Origin of the sequence: Eleftheria terrae (assembly GCF_030419005.1) — a bacterium.
Lineage (GTDB): Bacteria > Pseudomonadota > Gammaproteobacteria > Burkholderiales > Burkholderiaceae_C > Caldimonas > Caldimonas terrae.
In genome coordinates, this window is record NZ_CP106951.1 from 2,430,709 (window position 1) to 2,445,760 (window position 15,052).

Sequence of the window (15,052 nt, forward strand, 5' to 3'; positions counted from 1 at the left end):
AGCTCCGGCGGCGCGGCTGCCGGGTGCCGTCGCTACCTGCCCCGCGCGCCCCGGCCGGGCCGGTGGGCTCGTGCAGCGCCGGCCTGCGGCGCAGCATCAGCCCGGCCGGCCGTCGGCCCGCGGGCGGCCATACCAGCGCAGGTAGCGCATGCTCCAGGCGAACACCGCCACCGCCCAGGTCGCCGCTGCCCAAAGCAGCCAGGCCGGGCCGGCCCAGGTGGCCAGCAGGCGCTGCAACACCGACAGCTGCAGCAGCTTGAACAACAGCCAGAGCGGGTCGTCGGCCACCACGGTGCGCCCACCGAGGCCACAGGCCATGCGGCTCACCATGGCCAGCAACACCGACCCGAAGAAGCCCATGGTGACCGCATGCAGCGCGGCCGGGGCGAGCCCCAGGCGGCCGGGCGGCAGGTGCCCCACCGGCAGGGAGCCCGCCTGCAGGCACAACCCGAGGCCCAGCCACAACACGCCGGACTGCAGCATCAGCGGCAGGCGCAGCCGGCCGCCGGGCAGCCGGTTCCACCGCACCGCCAGCGCCACCAGCAGGCCACCGCCGGCCGCATCGAGCAGCACCGCCGGCCCGGCCACCGGCAAGCCGGCCTGCCGGCCGAGTGCGAACAGGGCCTGCAGCGCCAGCAGGGCCAGCCAGCTCCACAACAGCCAGCGCGGCCATCGGGCGTCCAGCCAGGGCACCGCCAGCGTGGTGAAGAAGGGGATCAGCCGGTGCAGCACGGCCAGGTAGACCGGCGCCAGGAAGCCCCACAGCCCGAGCGCGAGGGCCGATTCGGCCAGGGCCGGCGAGCCGAGTGCCACGGCGAGGCTGACCGCCCACAGCGCCGCGCCGCCGACGCTGCAGGCAGCGGCGATCACCCGGGCGTGGGTGCGGTCGGCCCGCGTGCTGGACCGCAGCAGCCGCCAGAAGCGCCGCGACCAATGGCTCCAGGCCAGCGCCACGCCGGCCAGGCCGGCCGCCGCCAGCGGCGCCGCCAGGTGCACCCCGGCCAGGAAGGCCGCCCAACCCAGCAGGCAGGCCAGCACGCCAGGCAGCAAGGCCGCCGCGCGCAGTGCCGGCAGCGCCAGCCAGCGAGGCCCGGCGCTGAACAGGAAGCCCGCGAAGAACAAGGGCATGAAGCCGAAGCACATCAGCACCGCATGAGCCAGGCCGGGCGCGATGTACCAGCGCTCCGGCAAGGCCGATGGCCAGCCCAGGGCGAGCAGCCACCACAGCGCCGCCACGCTCAGCATGGCCGAGCCGGCAGCGAAGCACAGGCGGTGCGGTGACGCGAGCAGCCAGCGCGGGTGCCAGCCAGGGCGGGCCTGGGCCGGCAGGGGACCGGCAGCGGCTGCCATCGCAGGGGCTCCGCGCTCAGGCGGGCTGCGCGGGCGTGCCGGCCGTCAACAGGCGCTCCAGCAGCTCACGCACGCTGCGGATCTGCGAGCCGAAGGGCAGCGCCCCCGCGCCGCGGAAGAACAAGCCCTTCTTGATGTCGCCGCGCAGCGCGGCGGCCAGCTGGTTGTCGATGCAGAACTGGCCCCAGCCCTGCAGGCCATCGCGCAGGCCGCACTGCGCCAGGCAGTCGAAGGCCTTGGTGCAGCGGGCCTTCACATGGGCCACCGCCTGCAGCTTCTGCTCGATGGCCAGGTAAGCCTTCAGCCAGGGCGTGGCCACCGCGCGCGCCGGCAGCCCGGCCACGCTCGTGAACTCCACCAGGTCTTCGTCGCGTGCCTCGGCCAGCACGCGCTTGAACTCGGGATGCGCGTCGCCTTCCTCGGTGACCGCGAAGGGCGTGCCCAGCTGCACCGCGGCTGCGCCCAGTGCCTGCACGCGGCGGATGTCCTCGTGGCTGCGGATGCCGCCGGCAGCCACCAGCGGGATCTCCCGCTCGATGCCGGCGCTGCGCAGGAAGGCCAGCGAGGCGGGAATGGCCTGCTCGAAGTCAAAGCGCGGGTCGTTCAGGTCGGCGATCTTGGCCGCGCCCAGGTGGCCGCCGGCCAGCCGCGGATGCTCGATGACGATGGCGTCCGGCAGGCGCTTGCGGCGCTCCCACTTGCGCACCACCAGCTGCACGCCCCGTGCGTCGGACAGGATGGGCACCAGCAGCGCCTGCGGATGGTCCTGCGCCAGATCGGGCAGGTCCAGCGGCAGGCCTGCACCAACCACCACGGCGTCCACACCGCTTTCCAGCGAGCGCCGCACATAGGCGGCATAGTCGCTCACCGCCCGCATGATGTTCATGGCGATCAGGCCACGGCCTTGCGAGCGCTCGCGCGCCGCCTTCACCTCGCGCTCGACCGCCTCCAGGTTGGCGGCATTGATCGCATCCTTGGCCGCCTGGCCGGTACCGAGGCCGCGGGTCTGCTCCATCAGGTCGGGATGGTGGCGGCGCAGGTCCACGGCCGACAGGGTGCCCACGCCGCCCAGCGCGGCCACGCTGCCCGCCAGCCGGTGCGCCGAGACGCCCACCCCCATGCCGCCCTGCACGATGGGCAGCAGCGTGCGGCCGCCCAGGCTCAGCGGCGCCAGGCCGCTGCGCTGCAGCAGGGCCTGCAGCGCAGCATCGATGAAACGGGACGGGGCGGACATCAGGGACGAAGACATGGCAAGCGGGCACAGTAAAGCTGCCGCCATGCTGACGACCTGCCAGGGGCAGGGCCTTGATGTAGCGCAATGAGGATTCAGACAGGCACCCGCCAGCGCGAGCGCGCCGGCACTGCGGCCTGGCTCAGTTGATGCCTTCGGGCGCGGCCCAGAAATAGCTCGCGGCCGGCTTCCAGGCCTTGCCGGGCTGGCGGTCTCGCCCGAGGTGCAGGTCCAGCTGCAGCAGGCTGCCCTCCGCGCCTTCCTGTGGCCGCACCAGCAGGTCGGGCCGGCCGTCGCGGTCAAGGTCGCCCACCCACAGCAGGTAGTCCTGCGCGCCGGGAATGCCCTCGGCGCCGAACAGCCCGCCCACCGCGACGGTCGAGACGGTGGTGGCGTATCCGCCATGGGTCACTTCCCAGCGCAGCTGCTCCGGTGCTGCGCCCGGCTGGTGGCCCGGCTTGTCCCAGTGCCCCTGCAGCAGCAGCGGCTGGCCTGGCACCTTGACCGATCCCTTGAAGAGCCGCTTGCCGCTGTCCACGAAGCTCGACGTCGAACGCAGGAAGCGCCGGTTCAGGTGCCAGGTGGGCAGCGGCCCTTCCTGCAGGCCCGGCAGCCCGCGCAGCAGCGCGAGCACGGGCTTGGGGTGCTTCAGCAGCACCCGGTAGCCGGGGCCGAGGTCTTCGCCCTCGGCATCTCGGAGGGCCGGTGACTTCACCACCGCCACCGTGCTGCGCTCCAGGGCGCAGCCCTGGTCGTCGCAGGCCAGGGCGAGGTAGTCGCCGGCCTCGCCGGCGGGCTCGCCCAGCACCGGCAGCCCTGCGGCCGTGGCATGCACCAGCTGGGCGGCGCCCGCCGGGGCCGCCGCGGCGGGCCCGGCGGCGTGCAGCGCCAGCAGTGCCGCCACCGCCCAGGTCGCGCTCAAGCGTGGGGGCCGGGCCTGGCGGCGCCAGCCGGCCGGGGTGGGTGTCGCTGCGGTCCTGCTCATCTTCATCTCCGTCGCCGGCTGGCGGTGCGTCTGCGGGGGCCCGGGCGTTGCCGGGCTGGCGGCGCTGAGCCGCGCGGGTCGCATTCTCCAGCCAAACGCAGCGCGACCGCGCCCCTCGCCCGGGGGAGGCCGGGCGCGACGTCCTTCGCGCGCGTGCCCCGCAGGCCGGTGGCTCAGGGCGCTGCCGCGATCGGGCCGAAGGCGGCGTCGATCTCGTTGAACGACAGGCCCCCTGCATCGCCGTCCAGGTCGCGGTAGGGGCCGGTGCCGCTGTGTGTCGCCTGCGAGGCCGGCAGGAAGCGGCCGGACGCCACGTCGAAGACATGCACCTCGCCGTCCTCGATCACATAGTGCCAGCCATGCAGGAACAGCCGCCGCTGCAGCACCCGCTCGCGCACCATCGGGTAGCCCATCAGCCGCTCCAGCTGCAGCACCACCGCCCGTTGCTCGGTGCGCCTGAGCGCCTCGGGCGACACGCACACCGGCAGGGCCGCCTCGCGTGCCATGTCGAGCCAGGCCTGCAGGTTGCGGGCCGCTTCGGGCACCCCCTCGTAGAGCGCCCGCATGGCGCCGCAATGGGTGTGGCCGCAGACGACGATGTCGCGCACCGCCAGGTTGAGCACCGCGAACTCGATGGCCGCGGCGGTGCCATGCAGCCCGTGCAGGCCGTCGTGCGGCGGCACCAGCGCACCCACGTTGCGCACGATGAACAGCTCGCCGGGGCCGGCCCCGGTCAGCAGGTGGGGCAGCAGCCGCGAGTCCGAGCAGCCGATGAACAGCGTGCTCGGGTGCTGCCCCTGGTCCACCAGCTCGCGGAACCGGGTGGCATGCGAGGGGAAGCTGTCGGTGTGGAAGCGCCGCAGGCGCTGCAGCAGCGGGTCGTCGTCCATGGCCGAGGCCGATCGCTACTGCACCAGCGGTGTGTCGGCCTGCGCCAGGTCCACGCCCTGCAGCCGGGCCTGGCCGGCCAGCAAGGCGAGGTACTGGCGCACGCCGGCCAGCTCCACCTGCTGGCGCAGCGCCAGCGCCACCGCGGGCTGCACCGCCTCGAAGGGCAGCACCTGGCCCGGGTCGCGCGCCAGCACCTCCACCACATGCAGGCCGAAGCGGCTGTGCACCAGGCGCGGCAGCACGCCCACCTCGGCATGGCCAAACAGCTCGCGCGCGAACTCCGGCGCACAGTCGGCCGCCACCAGCCAGCCGAGCTGGCCGCCATCGGCGGCGCTCGGGCAGTTGGACAGCTCGCGTGCCCGCTCGCCGAAACGCTGCGGCTCGCTGCGCAGCTCCAGCAGGGCCTGCTCGGCATGGCGGCGCAGCCGCTGCACGTCCAGCCCTGGCGTCACTGCGAACAGGATGTGGCGCGCCTGCACCCGCTCGCCCTGCCGCCAGCGGCCGGGCTGGGCCAGGTAGTGGCGCCGGCAGGCCTCCTGCGAGGGCTCGGGCACCACCACCTGCTGCGCCAGCAGCTGCTCGATCGCACTGGAGGCCGCCTCGCTGGCGATGCCAGCGCTCGGTGGCGGGTCGTCGGCGGCCAGCAGGCCGGCGTCGATGGCGGCCTGTCGCAGCAGCTCGCTGCAGGCGCGCTGCCGCAGCGTCTCGACATCCAGGCTCTCGTCCGGGGCCAGCAACAGCACGCCGTTGACACTCGGTGGCTCGATCATGTGCTTGTCCATCTGCATCTCCCCGCCCTTCAGGCGCCCTGCACGCTGCGCGAGCCCACCGGCGCCAGAGGCGGCGCACTGGGGGCAGCGGCCGCTGGCGCGGCTTCGGCCGGCGCCGCTTCACGCGGCAGGTTCAGGCGCCGGCTGCGCACCAGCTGGTAGGGCCGCAGCACATAGCCCACCGAGGCGAAGCCGCTCCACACGTGCACCAGCCGGCTGAACGGGAAGATCGCGAACAGCGTCATGCCCATGAACATGTGCAGCTTGAACACCGCCGACACACCCTGCAGCAAGCCGGCCGAGCCGCCCTGGAAGGTGACGATGGACTGGGCCCAGCCCATCAGCTGCAGCATGGTGGCACCGTCGCTGTGCTGCACCGACAGCGGCAGCGTGGACAGGCCCAGCAGCAAGGTGGCCAGCAGCCAGAACTGCACCACGTAGTCCATCGGCCGCGAGACCGCCCGCAGGCGCTCGTTGCCCAGCCGCCGCACGATCAGCAGCAGCAGGCCGACCAGGCACAGCGAGCCCAGCACACCCCCGGCGCCGATGGCCAGCATCTGCTTCTGTGCCGCCGTCACGCCCAGCGCGTGGAAGACCGCCTTGGGCGTCAGCATGCCGACCGCATGGCCGAAGAACAGCCCCAGCACGCCCAGATGGAACAGGTTGGAGCCCCAGCGCAGCAGGCCGGGGCTGAGCATCTGGCTGGACTCGCTGCGCCAGCTGTACTGCTCGCGGTCGAAGCGCAGCAGGCTGCCGAGCAGGAAGACGGACAGCGCGATGTAGGGATAGATGCCGAACAGGAAGTGCTCGAGGGAACTCATGTCAGACTCCTGGAACAGGCCCCACCGCGCGTGCGGCGGGCCGGACGAAATGAACGGGTTGCGGCGTGCCGGGCCGCGACTGGCCCTGCGAGGAGCAGCCACCGAAGGCCACCGGCTCCTCCCAGGCGGCGTCCAGCGCTTCCTCGCGCTGCACCGCCTGCGGCTCGACGACCTGCCCGGCCAGGGCCAGCACGGCGGCCACGACGGCGGCGTACCGGCTGTCCCGCGCGGCGAGCGCTGCGTGCAGGGCGTTGAGGATGTGGGCGAACTCGCCGACGAAGCCGGCCGCGATCTCCGGCGACTGGGTGGACGCGAATTCGAGGGCGGCCGGCAGGTAGTCGGGCAGCTCGCCGGCCCCGAGGTCCAGCCCCGCCTCGGCATACAGCCGGCCGAGGTCGATCATCGCCGCGCCGCGGTCGCGCGACTCGCCATGCACATGCTCGAACAGGTGCAGCGAGGTGGCGCGGCCGCGGTCGAACAGCTCGACATAGGCGGCCTCGATGTCCAGCGCTTCACCGCTGGCCAGCTCGTCGACCAGCGCCTGCAGCGCGTCGCGGTGGGCCGTGTCGAGCGCCGCCTCGGCGGCCAGCCGGCGGCCCAGCTCGGGCAAGGCCTCGCGCAGCGCGGCATCGGGATAGCACAGCAGCCGGGCCAGCAGGCGCCAGGTGGCGCGCTGCGGCGCGGGGGAGGCAACAGCGTCGGGGGTCATGCCGGTCTCCTTCACAGCTGGGCCTTGATGGGGATGGTGCGCTTCCTGGCCGCGCCGAACAGGCTGGCCTCGCTGCTGCCGTCGGAGCAGCCGTTGCCGAAGGAGAAGCCGCAGCCGCCCCGCAGGTCGAAGGCGTTCTCGGCGTACTCGCGGTGGCTGCTGGGGATGACGAAGCGGTCCTCGTAGTTGGCGATGGCGAGGATCTGGTACATGTCGTGCACCTCGTCCACCGTCAGGCCCACCTGGCGCAGCGGGGCCAGGTTCTCGCGGCCTTCCACGTGCTTCTCGCGCTGGTAGGCGCGCATGGCCAGCAGGCGCTCCAGCGCCCGCACCACCGGCGTGGTGTCGCCGGCCGTCAGCAGGTTGGCCAGGTAGCGCACCGGGATGCGCAGCTCGTTGACGTCCGGGATCTCGCCGTTGATGCCCAGCTGGCCGGCATTGGCCGCCGCGGTGATGGGCGACAGCGGCGGCACGTACCACACCATGGGCAGCGTGCGGTACTCCGGGTGCAGGGGCAGCGCCACCTTCCACTCCACCGCCATCTTGTAGACCGGGCTGCGGCGGGCCGCCTCCAGCCAGGCCTCGGGGATGCCATCGGCCCGCGCCTGGGCGATCACCTTCGGGTCGTTCGGGTCGAGGAAGAGACCCAGCTGTGCCGGGTAGAGGTCGCGGTCGTGCTCGACCGAGGCGGCCGCCTCGATGCGGTCGGCGTCGTACAGCAGCACGCCCAGGTAGCGGATGCGGCCCACGCAGGTCTCGGAGCACACGGTGGGCTGGCCGGCCTCGATGCGCGGGTAGCAGAAGATGCACTTCTCGGCCTTGCCGGTCTGCCAGTTGTAGTAGATCTTCTTGTACGGGCAGCCCGAGACGCACATGCGCCAGCCGCGGCACTTGTCCTGGTCGATCAGCACGATGCCGTCTTCCTCGCGCTTGTAGATCGAGCCCGACGGGCAGGACGCCACGCACGCCGGGTTCAGGCAGTGCTCGCACAGCCGCGGCAGGTACATCATGAAGGTGTTCTCGAACTGGCCGTAGATGTCCTTCTGCACCTCGTCGAAGTTGCGATCCTTCGAGCGCTTGGAGAACTCGCCGCCGAGGATCTCCTCCCAGTTGGGGCCCCATTCGATCTTCTCCATGCGCCGCCCGGTGATCAGGCTGCGCGGCCGCGCGGTGGGCGCGGTCTTCATCTCGGGCGCCGACTGCAGGTGCTCGTAGTCGAAGGTGAAGGGCTCGTAGTAGTCGTCGATCTGCGGCAGCGCCGGGTTGGCGAAGATCTTCATCAGCAGCTTCCACTTGCCGCCCTGGCGCGGCTCGATGCTGCCGTCGGCCTTGCGGACCCAGCCGCCATGCCAGCGGTCCTGGTCCTCCCAGGCCTTGGGATAGCCGATGCCCGGCTTGGTCTCGACGTTGTTGAACCAGGCGTATTCCATGCCCTTGCGGTTGGTCCAGACGTTCTTGCAGGTCACTGAACAGGTGTGGCAACCGATGCACTTGTCCAGGTTCAGCACCATGCCGATCTGTGCGCGTACTTTCATGACTCGTTCTCCGTGGGGTGTGCGTCGCAGCGGGGCGGCCTCAAGCGGGGGCTGCCTGCGACAGCGGCTCGTCGAGCCAGTCCACCCGGCGCATCTTGCGCACCACCACGAACTCGTCGCGGTTGGTGCCGATGGTCCCGTAGTAGTTGAAACCGTAGCTCAGCTGGGCATAGCCGCCGATCATGTGCGTCGGCTTGAGCACCACCCGGGTCACCGAGTTGTGGATGCCGCCGCGCTGGCCGGTGATCTCGGAGCCCGGCGTGTTCACGATCTTCTCCTGCGCGTGGTACATCATCACCATGCCGGGGTTGACGCGCTGGCTCACCACCGCGCGGGCGGCAATGGCGCCATTGGTGTTGAACAGCTCGATCCAGTCGTTGTCCTCGATGCCGGCCTCGCGGGCATCGTCCTCGCTGAGCCAGACCACCGGGCCGCCGCGGTTGAGCGTCAGCATCATCAGGTTGTCGCTGTAGGTGGAGTGGATGCCCCACTTCTGGTGCGGCGTGATGAAGTTCAGCACCACCTCCTGGTGCCCGTTGGGCTTGCGGCCAGCCACGTCGGCGATGGTCTTCAGGTCCACCGGCGGCCGGTAGCAGGCAAAGCCCTCGCCGAAGCTCAGCATCCAGGCATGGTCCTGGTAGAACTGCTGGCGACCGGTGAGCGTGCGCCAGGGAATCAGCTCGTGCACATTGGTGTAGCCGGCGTTGTAGGAGACCTTCTCGCTCTCCAGCCCGCTCCAGGTCGGCGAGCTAATGATCTTGCGCGGCTGGGCCTGGATGTCACGGAAGCGGATCTTCTCGTCCTCGCGGTGCAGCGCCAGGTGAACATGGTCGCGGCCGGTCTGCCGGCCGAGCGCCTCCCAGGCCTTCACCGCCACATGGCCGTTGGTCTCGGGCGCCAGCATCATCACCACCTCGCAGGCGTCGATGTCGGTCTCGATGCGCGGGCGGCCCTGTGTCACGCCGGCCTCGCGCACGCGGCCGTTGAGGTCGCCGAGCTGGTTCACCTCGTCGTCGGTGTTCCAGGAGATGCCCTTGCCGCCGTTGCCGGCCTTCTCCAGCAGCGGCCCGAGCGCGGTGAAGCGCTGGTAGGTATTGGGGTAGTCGCGCTCCACCACCGTGATCTGCGGTGCGGTGCGGCCGGGGATCAGGTCGACCTCGCCGCGCTTCCAGTCCTGCACGCCGAAGGGCTGGGCCAGCTCGGCCGGCGTGTCGTGCATCAGCGGGGTCAGCACCACCTCCTTCTCCACGCCCAGGTGGCCGACGCACACCTGCGAGAAGGCCTTGGCGAAGCCCTTGTAGATGTCCCAGTCGCTGCGGGCCTGCCAGGCCGGGTCCACCGCGGTCGACAGCGGGTGGATGAAGGGGTGCATGTCCGAGGTGTTGAGGTCGTTCTTCTCGTACCAGGTGGCGGTGGGCAGCACGATGTCCGAGTAGAGGCAGGTGGTGCTCATGCGGAAGTCGAGCGTCACCAGCAGGTCGAGCTTGCCTTCGGGCGCCTGCTCGTACCACACCACCTCGGACGGCTTGGCGTCGCCTGCGCCCAGCGGCTCGCCCTGCACGCCGTGGCGGGTGCCCAGCAGGTGCCTCAGGAAGTACTCATGCCCCTTGCCCGAGGAGCCCAGGATGTTGGAGCGCCACACGAACATGTTGCGCGGCCAGTTGTCGGGATGGTCCGGGTCCTCGCAGCTCAGGCGCAGCGAGCCGTCCTTGAGCGAGCGCACCACGTGTTCCTTCGGGTCCACGCCGCGCGCCTCGGCCTCGCGCACCAGCCGCTGCGGATGGCTCTGCAGCTGCGGGGCCGACGGCAGCCAGCCCATGCGCTCGGCGCGCACGTTGTAGTCGATCATGCTGCCGCCGTGCTGGCTGCGGTCGGCCAGCGGCGAGAGCACCTCCTCCACGCCCAGGCGCTCGTAGCGCCACTGGTCGGTGTGGGCGTAGAAGAAGCTGGTGGAGTTCTGCTGGCGCGGCGGGCGCAGCCAGTCGAGCGCGAAGGCCAGCGCCGTCCAGCCGGTCTGCGGGCGCAGCTTCTCCTGCCCCACGTAGTGCGCCCAGCCGCCACCGCTCTGGCCGATGCAGCCGCACAGCATCAGCAGGTTGATGATGCCGCGGTAGTTCATGTCGCAGTGGTACCAGTGGTTCATCGCCGCGCCGATGATGACCATGGACTTGCCGCGCGTCTTGTCGGCGTTGTCGGCGAACTCGCGGGCCACACGGATGACCTGCTCGCGCCGCACGCCGGTGATGCGCTCCTGCCAGGCGGGGGTGTAGGGCTTGTCGTCGTCGTAGTCCTGCGGCAGGTCGTCGTCGCCCAGGCCGCGGTCGATGCCGTAGTGGGCCGCCAGCAGGTCGAACACCGTGGCCACCACCGCCTCGCGCGGCTCGCCGTCCTTGCCCAGCGTGAGCCGCAGCGTGGGCACGCGCCGCTGCAGCACCTCGCCGCCCTGCGGGCTGGCGGTGAACTGCGGCGTCTCGATGCCGCCGAAGTAGGGGAAGCCCACCGTCGCCACCTCGGTGGCCTGGCGGCCTTCCAGCACCGACAGCTTGAGCGACACCGGCTGGTCGTGGCGGGCCTCCTTGTCCTCCAGGTTCCACTTGCCGGCGTCGGGGCGGCCCTCGGCGCCCCAGCGGAAGCCGATGGAGCCGTTGGGCAGCACCACCTTGCCGCTCGCGTCCACCGCCAGCGTCTTCCAGTCGGCGTTGTTGTCCTGCCCCAGGCGGCCGTTGAAGTCGCTGGCCCGCAGGTAGCGGTCGGGAACCATCACGGTGCGGCCGTCATCGAGCGTGTGCTCCCGCAGCATCACGAGCATCGGCAGGTCGGTGTAGCGGCGGGCGTAGTCGTCGAAGTAGGCCGAGCGGCGCTCGAAGTAGAACTCCTTCAGCACCACGTGGCCCATCGCCATCGCCAGCGCCGCGTCGGTGCCCTGCTTGGGGTGCAGCCACAGGTCGGCCAGCTTGCTGACCTCGGCATAGTCGGGCGTCACCGCGACCGTCTTGGCACCCTTGTAGCGCACCTCGGTGAAGAAGTGGGCGTCCGGCGTGCGGGTCTGCGGCACGTTGGAGCCCCAGGCGATGAGGTAGGTGGAGTTGTACCAGTCGGCCGATTCGGGCACGTCGGTCTGCTCGCCCCAGGTCTGCGGGCTGGACGGCGGCAGGTCGCAGTACCAGTCATAGAAGCTCATGCAGACGCCGCCGATCAGCGACAGGTAGCGGCTGCCGGCGGCGTAGCTCACCATCGACATCGCCGGGATGGGCGAGAAGCCGATGATGCGGTCGGGCCCGTACTGCTTGATGGTGTAGGTGTTGGCGGCGGCGACGATCTCGTTCACCTCGTCCCAGCTGGAGCGCACCATGCCACCCTGCCCGCGCTGGGCCTGGTAGTCGCGGCGCTTGGCGGGGTCCTGCATGATCTCGGTCCAGGCCTCCACCGGGCCAAGGCGGGTGCGGGCCTCGCGCCAGTGGCGCAGCAGCCGCCCGCGCACCATGGGGTACTTCACCCGGTTGGCGCTGTAGAGGTACCAGCTGTAGCTGGCGCCGCGGGCGCAGCCGCGCGGCTCGTGGTTGGGCAGATCGGCGCGGGTGCGGGGGTAGTCGGTCTGCTGCGTCTCCCAGGTGACGATGCCGCCCTTGACGTGGATCTTCCACGAGCAGGAGCCGGTGCAGTTCACGCCGTGGGTCGAGCGCACCACCTTGTCGTGCTGCCAGCGTTGGCGGTAGGCGTCCTCCCAGGTCCGGTCTTCGCCGGTGGTGAGGCCGTGGCCGTTGGAATAGCCCTCGGTGGGTTGCGAGAAGAAGCTCAGTCGGTCGAGGAAATGGCTCATGGCGGGGCTCTCTTTTTTTCAGCAGGGCATGGGGGCGTTCTTGCGGCTATAGAACCACCAGGTCACCAGCACGCAAGTGGCATAGAAGGCGATGAAGAGGTACAGCGCCGCCTGCGGGCCGCCGGTCATCGCGATGGAGCTGCCATAGCTCTTGGGGATGAAGAAGCCGCCATAGGCGCCGATGGCGGAGCTGAAGCCCAGCACGGCGGCAGCCTCCTTGTTGGCCTCGCGCACGGCCTGCTCCTGCGCCGCGGCGCCCGGGCCGGCCGAGCGCTGGCGCTCGGTGAGGAAGATCACCGGGATCATGCGGAAGGTGGAGCCGTTGCCGATGCCCGAAGCAGCGAACAGCAGCAGGAAGGACAGCAGGAAGCCGGTGAAGTTGCCGGCGCGGCCGGCGCCCGGCAGGAAGTGCAGCACCGCGAACACGCCGGCGGCCATCAGCAGGAAGGTCCAGAAGGTCACGCGGGCGCCGCCCAGGCGGTCGGCCAGCCAGCCGCCCAGCGGGCGCACGAGGGCGCCCACCAGCGGCCCGAGCCAGGCATAGCTGAGCGCATTGATGCCGGCGAACTGGCTCTGGATCAGCAGCGGGAAGCCGGCCGAGTAGCCGATGAAGCTGCCGAAGGTGCCGATGTAGAGCCAGCACATCAGCCAGTTGTGCTTGCGCTTGAAGATCACGGCCTGGTCGGCGAAGGAGGCCCGCGCCTCGCGCAGGTCGTTCATGCCGAACCAGCAGGCCACGGTGCTCAGCAGGATGAAGGGCACCCACACATAGCCGGCGTTCTGCAGCCACATCGACACCTGGCTGCCATTGCGCGTCAGCCATTGCGGCTCACCGCCGAGCGAGCCGAACACGCCGGTGGTGATCACCATCGGCACCACGAACTGCACCAGCGAGACGCCCAGGTTGCCCAGGCCTGCGTTCAGCCCCAGCGCCATGCCCTTCTGCGCCTTCGGGAAGAAGAAGCTGATGTTGGACATGGACGAGGCGAAGTTGCCGCCACCGAAGCCGCACAGCAGCGCCAGCAGCACGAACACCTCGTAGGGCGTGTCCGGGTTCTGCACCGCCAGCCCGATGCCAGCGGCCGGCAGCAGCAGCGAGGCGGTGGACAGCGCGGTCCAGCGCCGCCCGCCGAAGATGGGCACCGCGAAGGAATAGAAGATGCGCAGCGTGGCGCCACACAGCGCCGGCAGCGAGGCGAGCCAGAACAGCTGGTTGGTGGAGAAGCGGAAGCCGGCCGCGGGCAGGTTGACCACCACCACCGACCACACCATCCAGACCGCGAAGGCCAGCGTGAGGGCGGGGATGGACAGCCACAGGTTGCGCTGCGCGACGGACTGGCCGCGGCTGCGCCAGAAGCCGGGGTCTTCCGGGTTCCAGGCGCCGATGACGTGAGAGGAAGCCATGCAGGTGCTCCTAGCGAAGAAGGCGGAAAAGTCAGGCCGCGGCCGCCGCGCCCATGACGCGGGTGCGGCGCACCTCGGTGAAGTACATCCAGATCAGCGAGACCCACACCACGCCGTACAGCAACATGAAGGCGCTGGCGCGGATGCCGGTGAGGTCCAGCAGCAGGCCGAACAGGATGGGCAGCACGAAGCCGCCGAGGCCGCCGGCCAGGCCGACGACGCCGGAGATGGCGCCGATGCGCTCGGGGTAGTCGTCGGCGATGTACTTGAAGACGCTGGCCTTGCCGAAGGCCCAGGCGATGCCCAGCACGAACATCAGCGCGGTGAAGGCGTAGACGTTCAGGCCGAGCGAGAAGCTGCGCGGGCCGGCCACGGTGGTCACCGTGAACTCGGTCTGCGGATAGCTCAGCAGGAACAGGCAGATCCAGCTGACCCACAGCACCCACCAAGTGACGCTGTGGGCGCCGTACTTGTCGGACAGCCAGCCGCCAATGGCCCGCAGCACGCCGCCCGGCAGCGAGAAGCAGGCCGCCAGCAAAGCCGCCACCCGCAGGTCCAGCCCGTATTCACCGACGTAGTACTGCACCATCCACAGCGACAGCGCCACATAGCCGCCGAACACGATGGAGTAGTACTGGCAGTACTTGAGCACCCGCGGGTCCTTCAGGCACTTGAGCTGATCGGCCAGCGTGACCGAGGCCGGCACCGTGTGGGACGGATCGCTGTGGCTGAACATCCAGAACAGCAGGGCCGTGCCCAGCAGCACGGCCGCGTAGACCTGGGGCACCGCCGTCCAGCCGAGCGCGAGCACCAGGGCCGGTGCGACGAACTTGTTCACCGCGGCGCCCGAGTTGCCGGCACCGTAGACACCCATCGCGAAGCCCTTGCGCTGCGGCGGAAACCAGCGCGCGACATAGGGCGTGCCGACCGAGAAGGAGCCGCCCGCCAGGCCGACGAACAGCCCCAGCACCAGGAAGTGCCAGAACTCGGTGGCGTAGGCGATCAGCCAGATCGGCAGCACGCAGGCCAGCATCAGCAGCACCATGACGATGCGGCCGCCGAAGCGGTCGGTCCACAGGCCCAGCGGCACCCGCACGAGCGAGCCGGTGAGCACCGGCGTGGCCGTCAGCAGGCCGAACTGGGTGGCGGAGAGGTCGAGCGCCTTGCGGATGGGGATGCCGATGACGCCGAACATCATCCACACCATGAAGCACACCGTGAAGGCCAGGGTGCTGACGCACAGCACCGACAGGGCCTGGCGCTGGCGCGCCGGGTCCGGGGCGGCCGCACCGGCCGCTGGCGTCGAGGGGACGCGGGACATCTTGTTTTCTCCTTCTCACCGTGGTGAAGCCACTGTAGGAAGGAACAGGGGATGCCGGGATCGGTCGGTGGGGGGCACCGACGCATGCAGAAGAACGACAGCGGCTGCACTGCTGTCGTTCTGAAGGAGTACTGGAGGGATCGGGGGCCGCCGGCTTGCGCCAGCGCAAGCCAGGACGCGTGATAAGGGGCTAAGGTGGTGGCCCCGGTGGCGTC

At 70.7% G+C, this 15,052-nt stretch carries 11 protein-coding genes; all 11 read right to left on the reverse strand.

The window, feature by feature from the left end:
• Positions 1-96: 96 nt before the first annotated feature.
• Positions 97-1,350, reverse strand: a complete 1,254-nt coding sequence (locus N7L95_RS10655) for an NnrS family protein (RefSeq protein WP_301259801.1) — start codon at positions 1,348-1,350, stop codon at positions 97-99.
• A gap of 16 nt (positions 1,351-1,366) precedes the next feature.
• Complete coding sequence (locus N7L95_RS10660; protein WP_435870075.1) at positions 1,367-2,599, reverse strand: NAD(P)H-dependent flavin oxidoreductase; 1,233 nt, start codon at positions 2,597-2,599, stop codon at positions 1,367-1,369.
• A 124-nt stretch (positions 2,600-2,723) separates the two neighbouring features.
• Complete coding sequence (locus N7L95_RS10665) at positions 2,724-3,566, reverse strand: hypothetical protein (protein WP_301259802.1); 843 nt, start codon at positions 3,564-3,566, stop codon at positions 2,724-2,726.
• Positions 3,567-3,739: 173 nt separating this feature from the next.
• Positions 3,740-4,456, reverse strand: a complete 717-nt coding sequence (locus N7L95_RS10670; RefSeq protein ID WP_301259803.1) for a carbonic anhydrase — start codon at positions 4,454-4,456, stop codon at positions 3,740-3,742.
• A gap of 15 nt (positions 4,457-4,471) precedes the next feature.
• Positions 4,472-5,239, reverse strand: a complete 768-nt coding sequence (locus N7L95_RS10675) for a peptidylprolyl isomerase (RefSeq protein WP_301259804.1) — start codon at positions 5,237-5,239, stop codon at positions 4,472-4,474.
• Positions 5,240-5,256: 17 nt separating this feature from the next.
• Positions 5,257-6,048 carry a respiratory nitrate reductase subunit gamma gene (narI, locus tag N7L95_RS10680; RefSeq protein ID WP_363324868.1) on the reverse strand — a complete coding sequence of 264 codons (792 nt, stop codon included), beginning with the start codon at positions 6,046-6,048 and terminating at the stop codon, positions 5,257-5,259.
• Position 6,049: 1 nt separating this feature from the next.
• Positions 6,050-6,757, reverse strand: coding sequence for a nitrate reductase molybdenum cofactor assembly chaperone (gene narJ, locus N7L95_RS10685; protein ID WP_301259805.1), 708 nt, complete (start codon positions 6,755-6,757; stop codon positions 6,050-6,052).
• 11 nt (positions 6,758-6,768) lie between these two features.
• Positions 6,769-8,292: a nitrate reductase subunit beta gene (narH, locus tag N7L95_RS10690; RefSeq protein ID WP_301259806.1), complete on the reverse strand. Its 1,524-nt coding sequence runs from the start codon at positions 8,290-8,292 to the stop codon at positions 6,769-6,771.
• 40 nt (positions 8,293-8,332) lie between these two features.
• Complete coding sequence (locus tag N7L95_RS10695; RefSeq protein WP_301259808.1) at positions 8,333-12,112, reverse strand: nitrate reductase subunit alpha; 3,780 nt, start codon at positions 12,110-12,112, stop codon at positions 8,333-8,335.
• A gap of 18 nt (positions 12,113-12,130) precedes the next feature.
• Positions 12,131-13,516: a NarK family nitrate/nitrite MFS transporter gene (locus tag N7L95_RS10700; RefSeq protein ID WP_301259809.1), complete on the reverse strand. Its 1,386-nt coding sequence runs from the start codon at positions 13,514-13,516 to the stop codon at positions 12,131-12,133.
• Positions 13,517-13,547: 31 nt separating this feature from the next.
• Complete coding sequence (locus N7L95_RS10705) at positions 13,548-14,837, reverse strand: MFS transporter (RefSeq protein ID WP_301259810.1); 1,290 nt, start codon at positions 14,835-14,837, stop codon at positions 13,548-13,550.
• Positions 14,838-15,052 lie beyond the last annotated feature (215 nt).

What these genes read in the sequence shown, in the direction of transcription:
- N7L95_RS10665 (WP_301259802.1), bottom strand. Translation starts at nt 3,566, where the DNA reads ATGAGCAGGACCGCAGCGACACCCACCCCGGCCGGCTGGCGCCGCCAG.
- narH (WP_301259806.1), bottom strand. Translation starts at nt 8,292, where the DNA reads ATGAAAGTACGCGCACAGATCGGCATGGTGCTGAACCTGGACAAGTGC.
- narI (WP_363324868.1), bottom strand. Translation starts at nt 6,048, where the DNA reads ATGAGTTCCCTCGAGCACTTCCTGTTCGGCATCTATCCCTACATCGCG.
- N7L95_RS10695 (WP_301259808.1), bottom strand. Translation starts at nt 12,112, where the DNA reads ATGAGCCATTTCCTCGACCGACTGAGCTTCTTCTCGCAACCCACCGAG.
- N7L95_RS10705 (WP_301259810.1), bottom strand. Translation starts at nt 14,837, where the DNA reads ATGTCCCGCGTCCCCTCGACGCCAGCGGCCGGTGCGGCCGCCCCGGAC.
- N7L95_RS10660 (WP_435870075.1), bottom strand. Translation starts at nt 2,599, where the DNA reads ATGTCTTCGTCCCTGATGTCCGCCCCGTCCCGTTTCATCGATGCTGCG.
- N7L95_RS10675 (WP_301259804.1), bottom strand. Translation starts at nt 5,239, where the DNA reads ATGGACAAGCACATGATCGAGCCACCGAGTGTCAACGGCGTGCTGTTG.
- N7L95_RS10655 (WP_301259801.1), bottom strand. Translation starts at nt 1,350, where the DNA reads ATGGCAGCCGCTGCCGGTCCCCTGCCGGCCCAGGCCCGCCCTGGCTGG.
- narJ (WP_301259805.1), bottom strand. Translation starts at nt 6,757, where the DNA reads ATGACCCCCGACGCTGTTGCCTCCCCCGCGCCGCAGCGCGCCACCTGG.
- N7L95_RS10700 (WP_301259809.1), bottom strand. Translation starts at nt 13,516, where the DNA reads ATGGCTTCCTCTCACGTCATCGGCGCCTGGAACCCGGAAGACCCCGGC.
- N7L95_RS10670 (WP_301259803.1), bottom strand. Translation starts at nt 4,456, where the DNA reads ATGGACGACGACCCGCTGCTGCAGCGCCTGCGGCGCTTCCACACCGAC.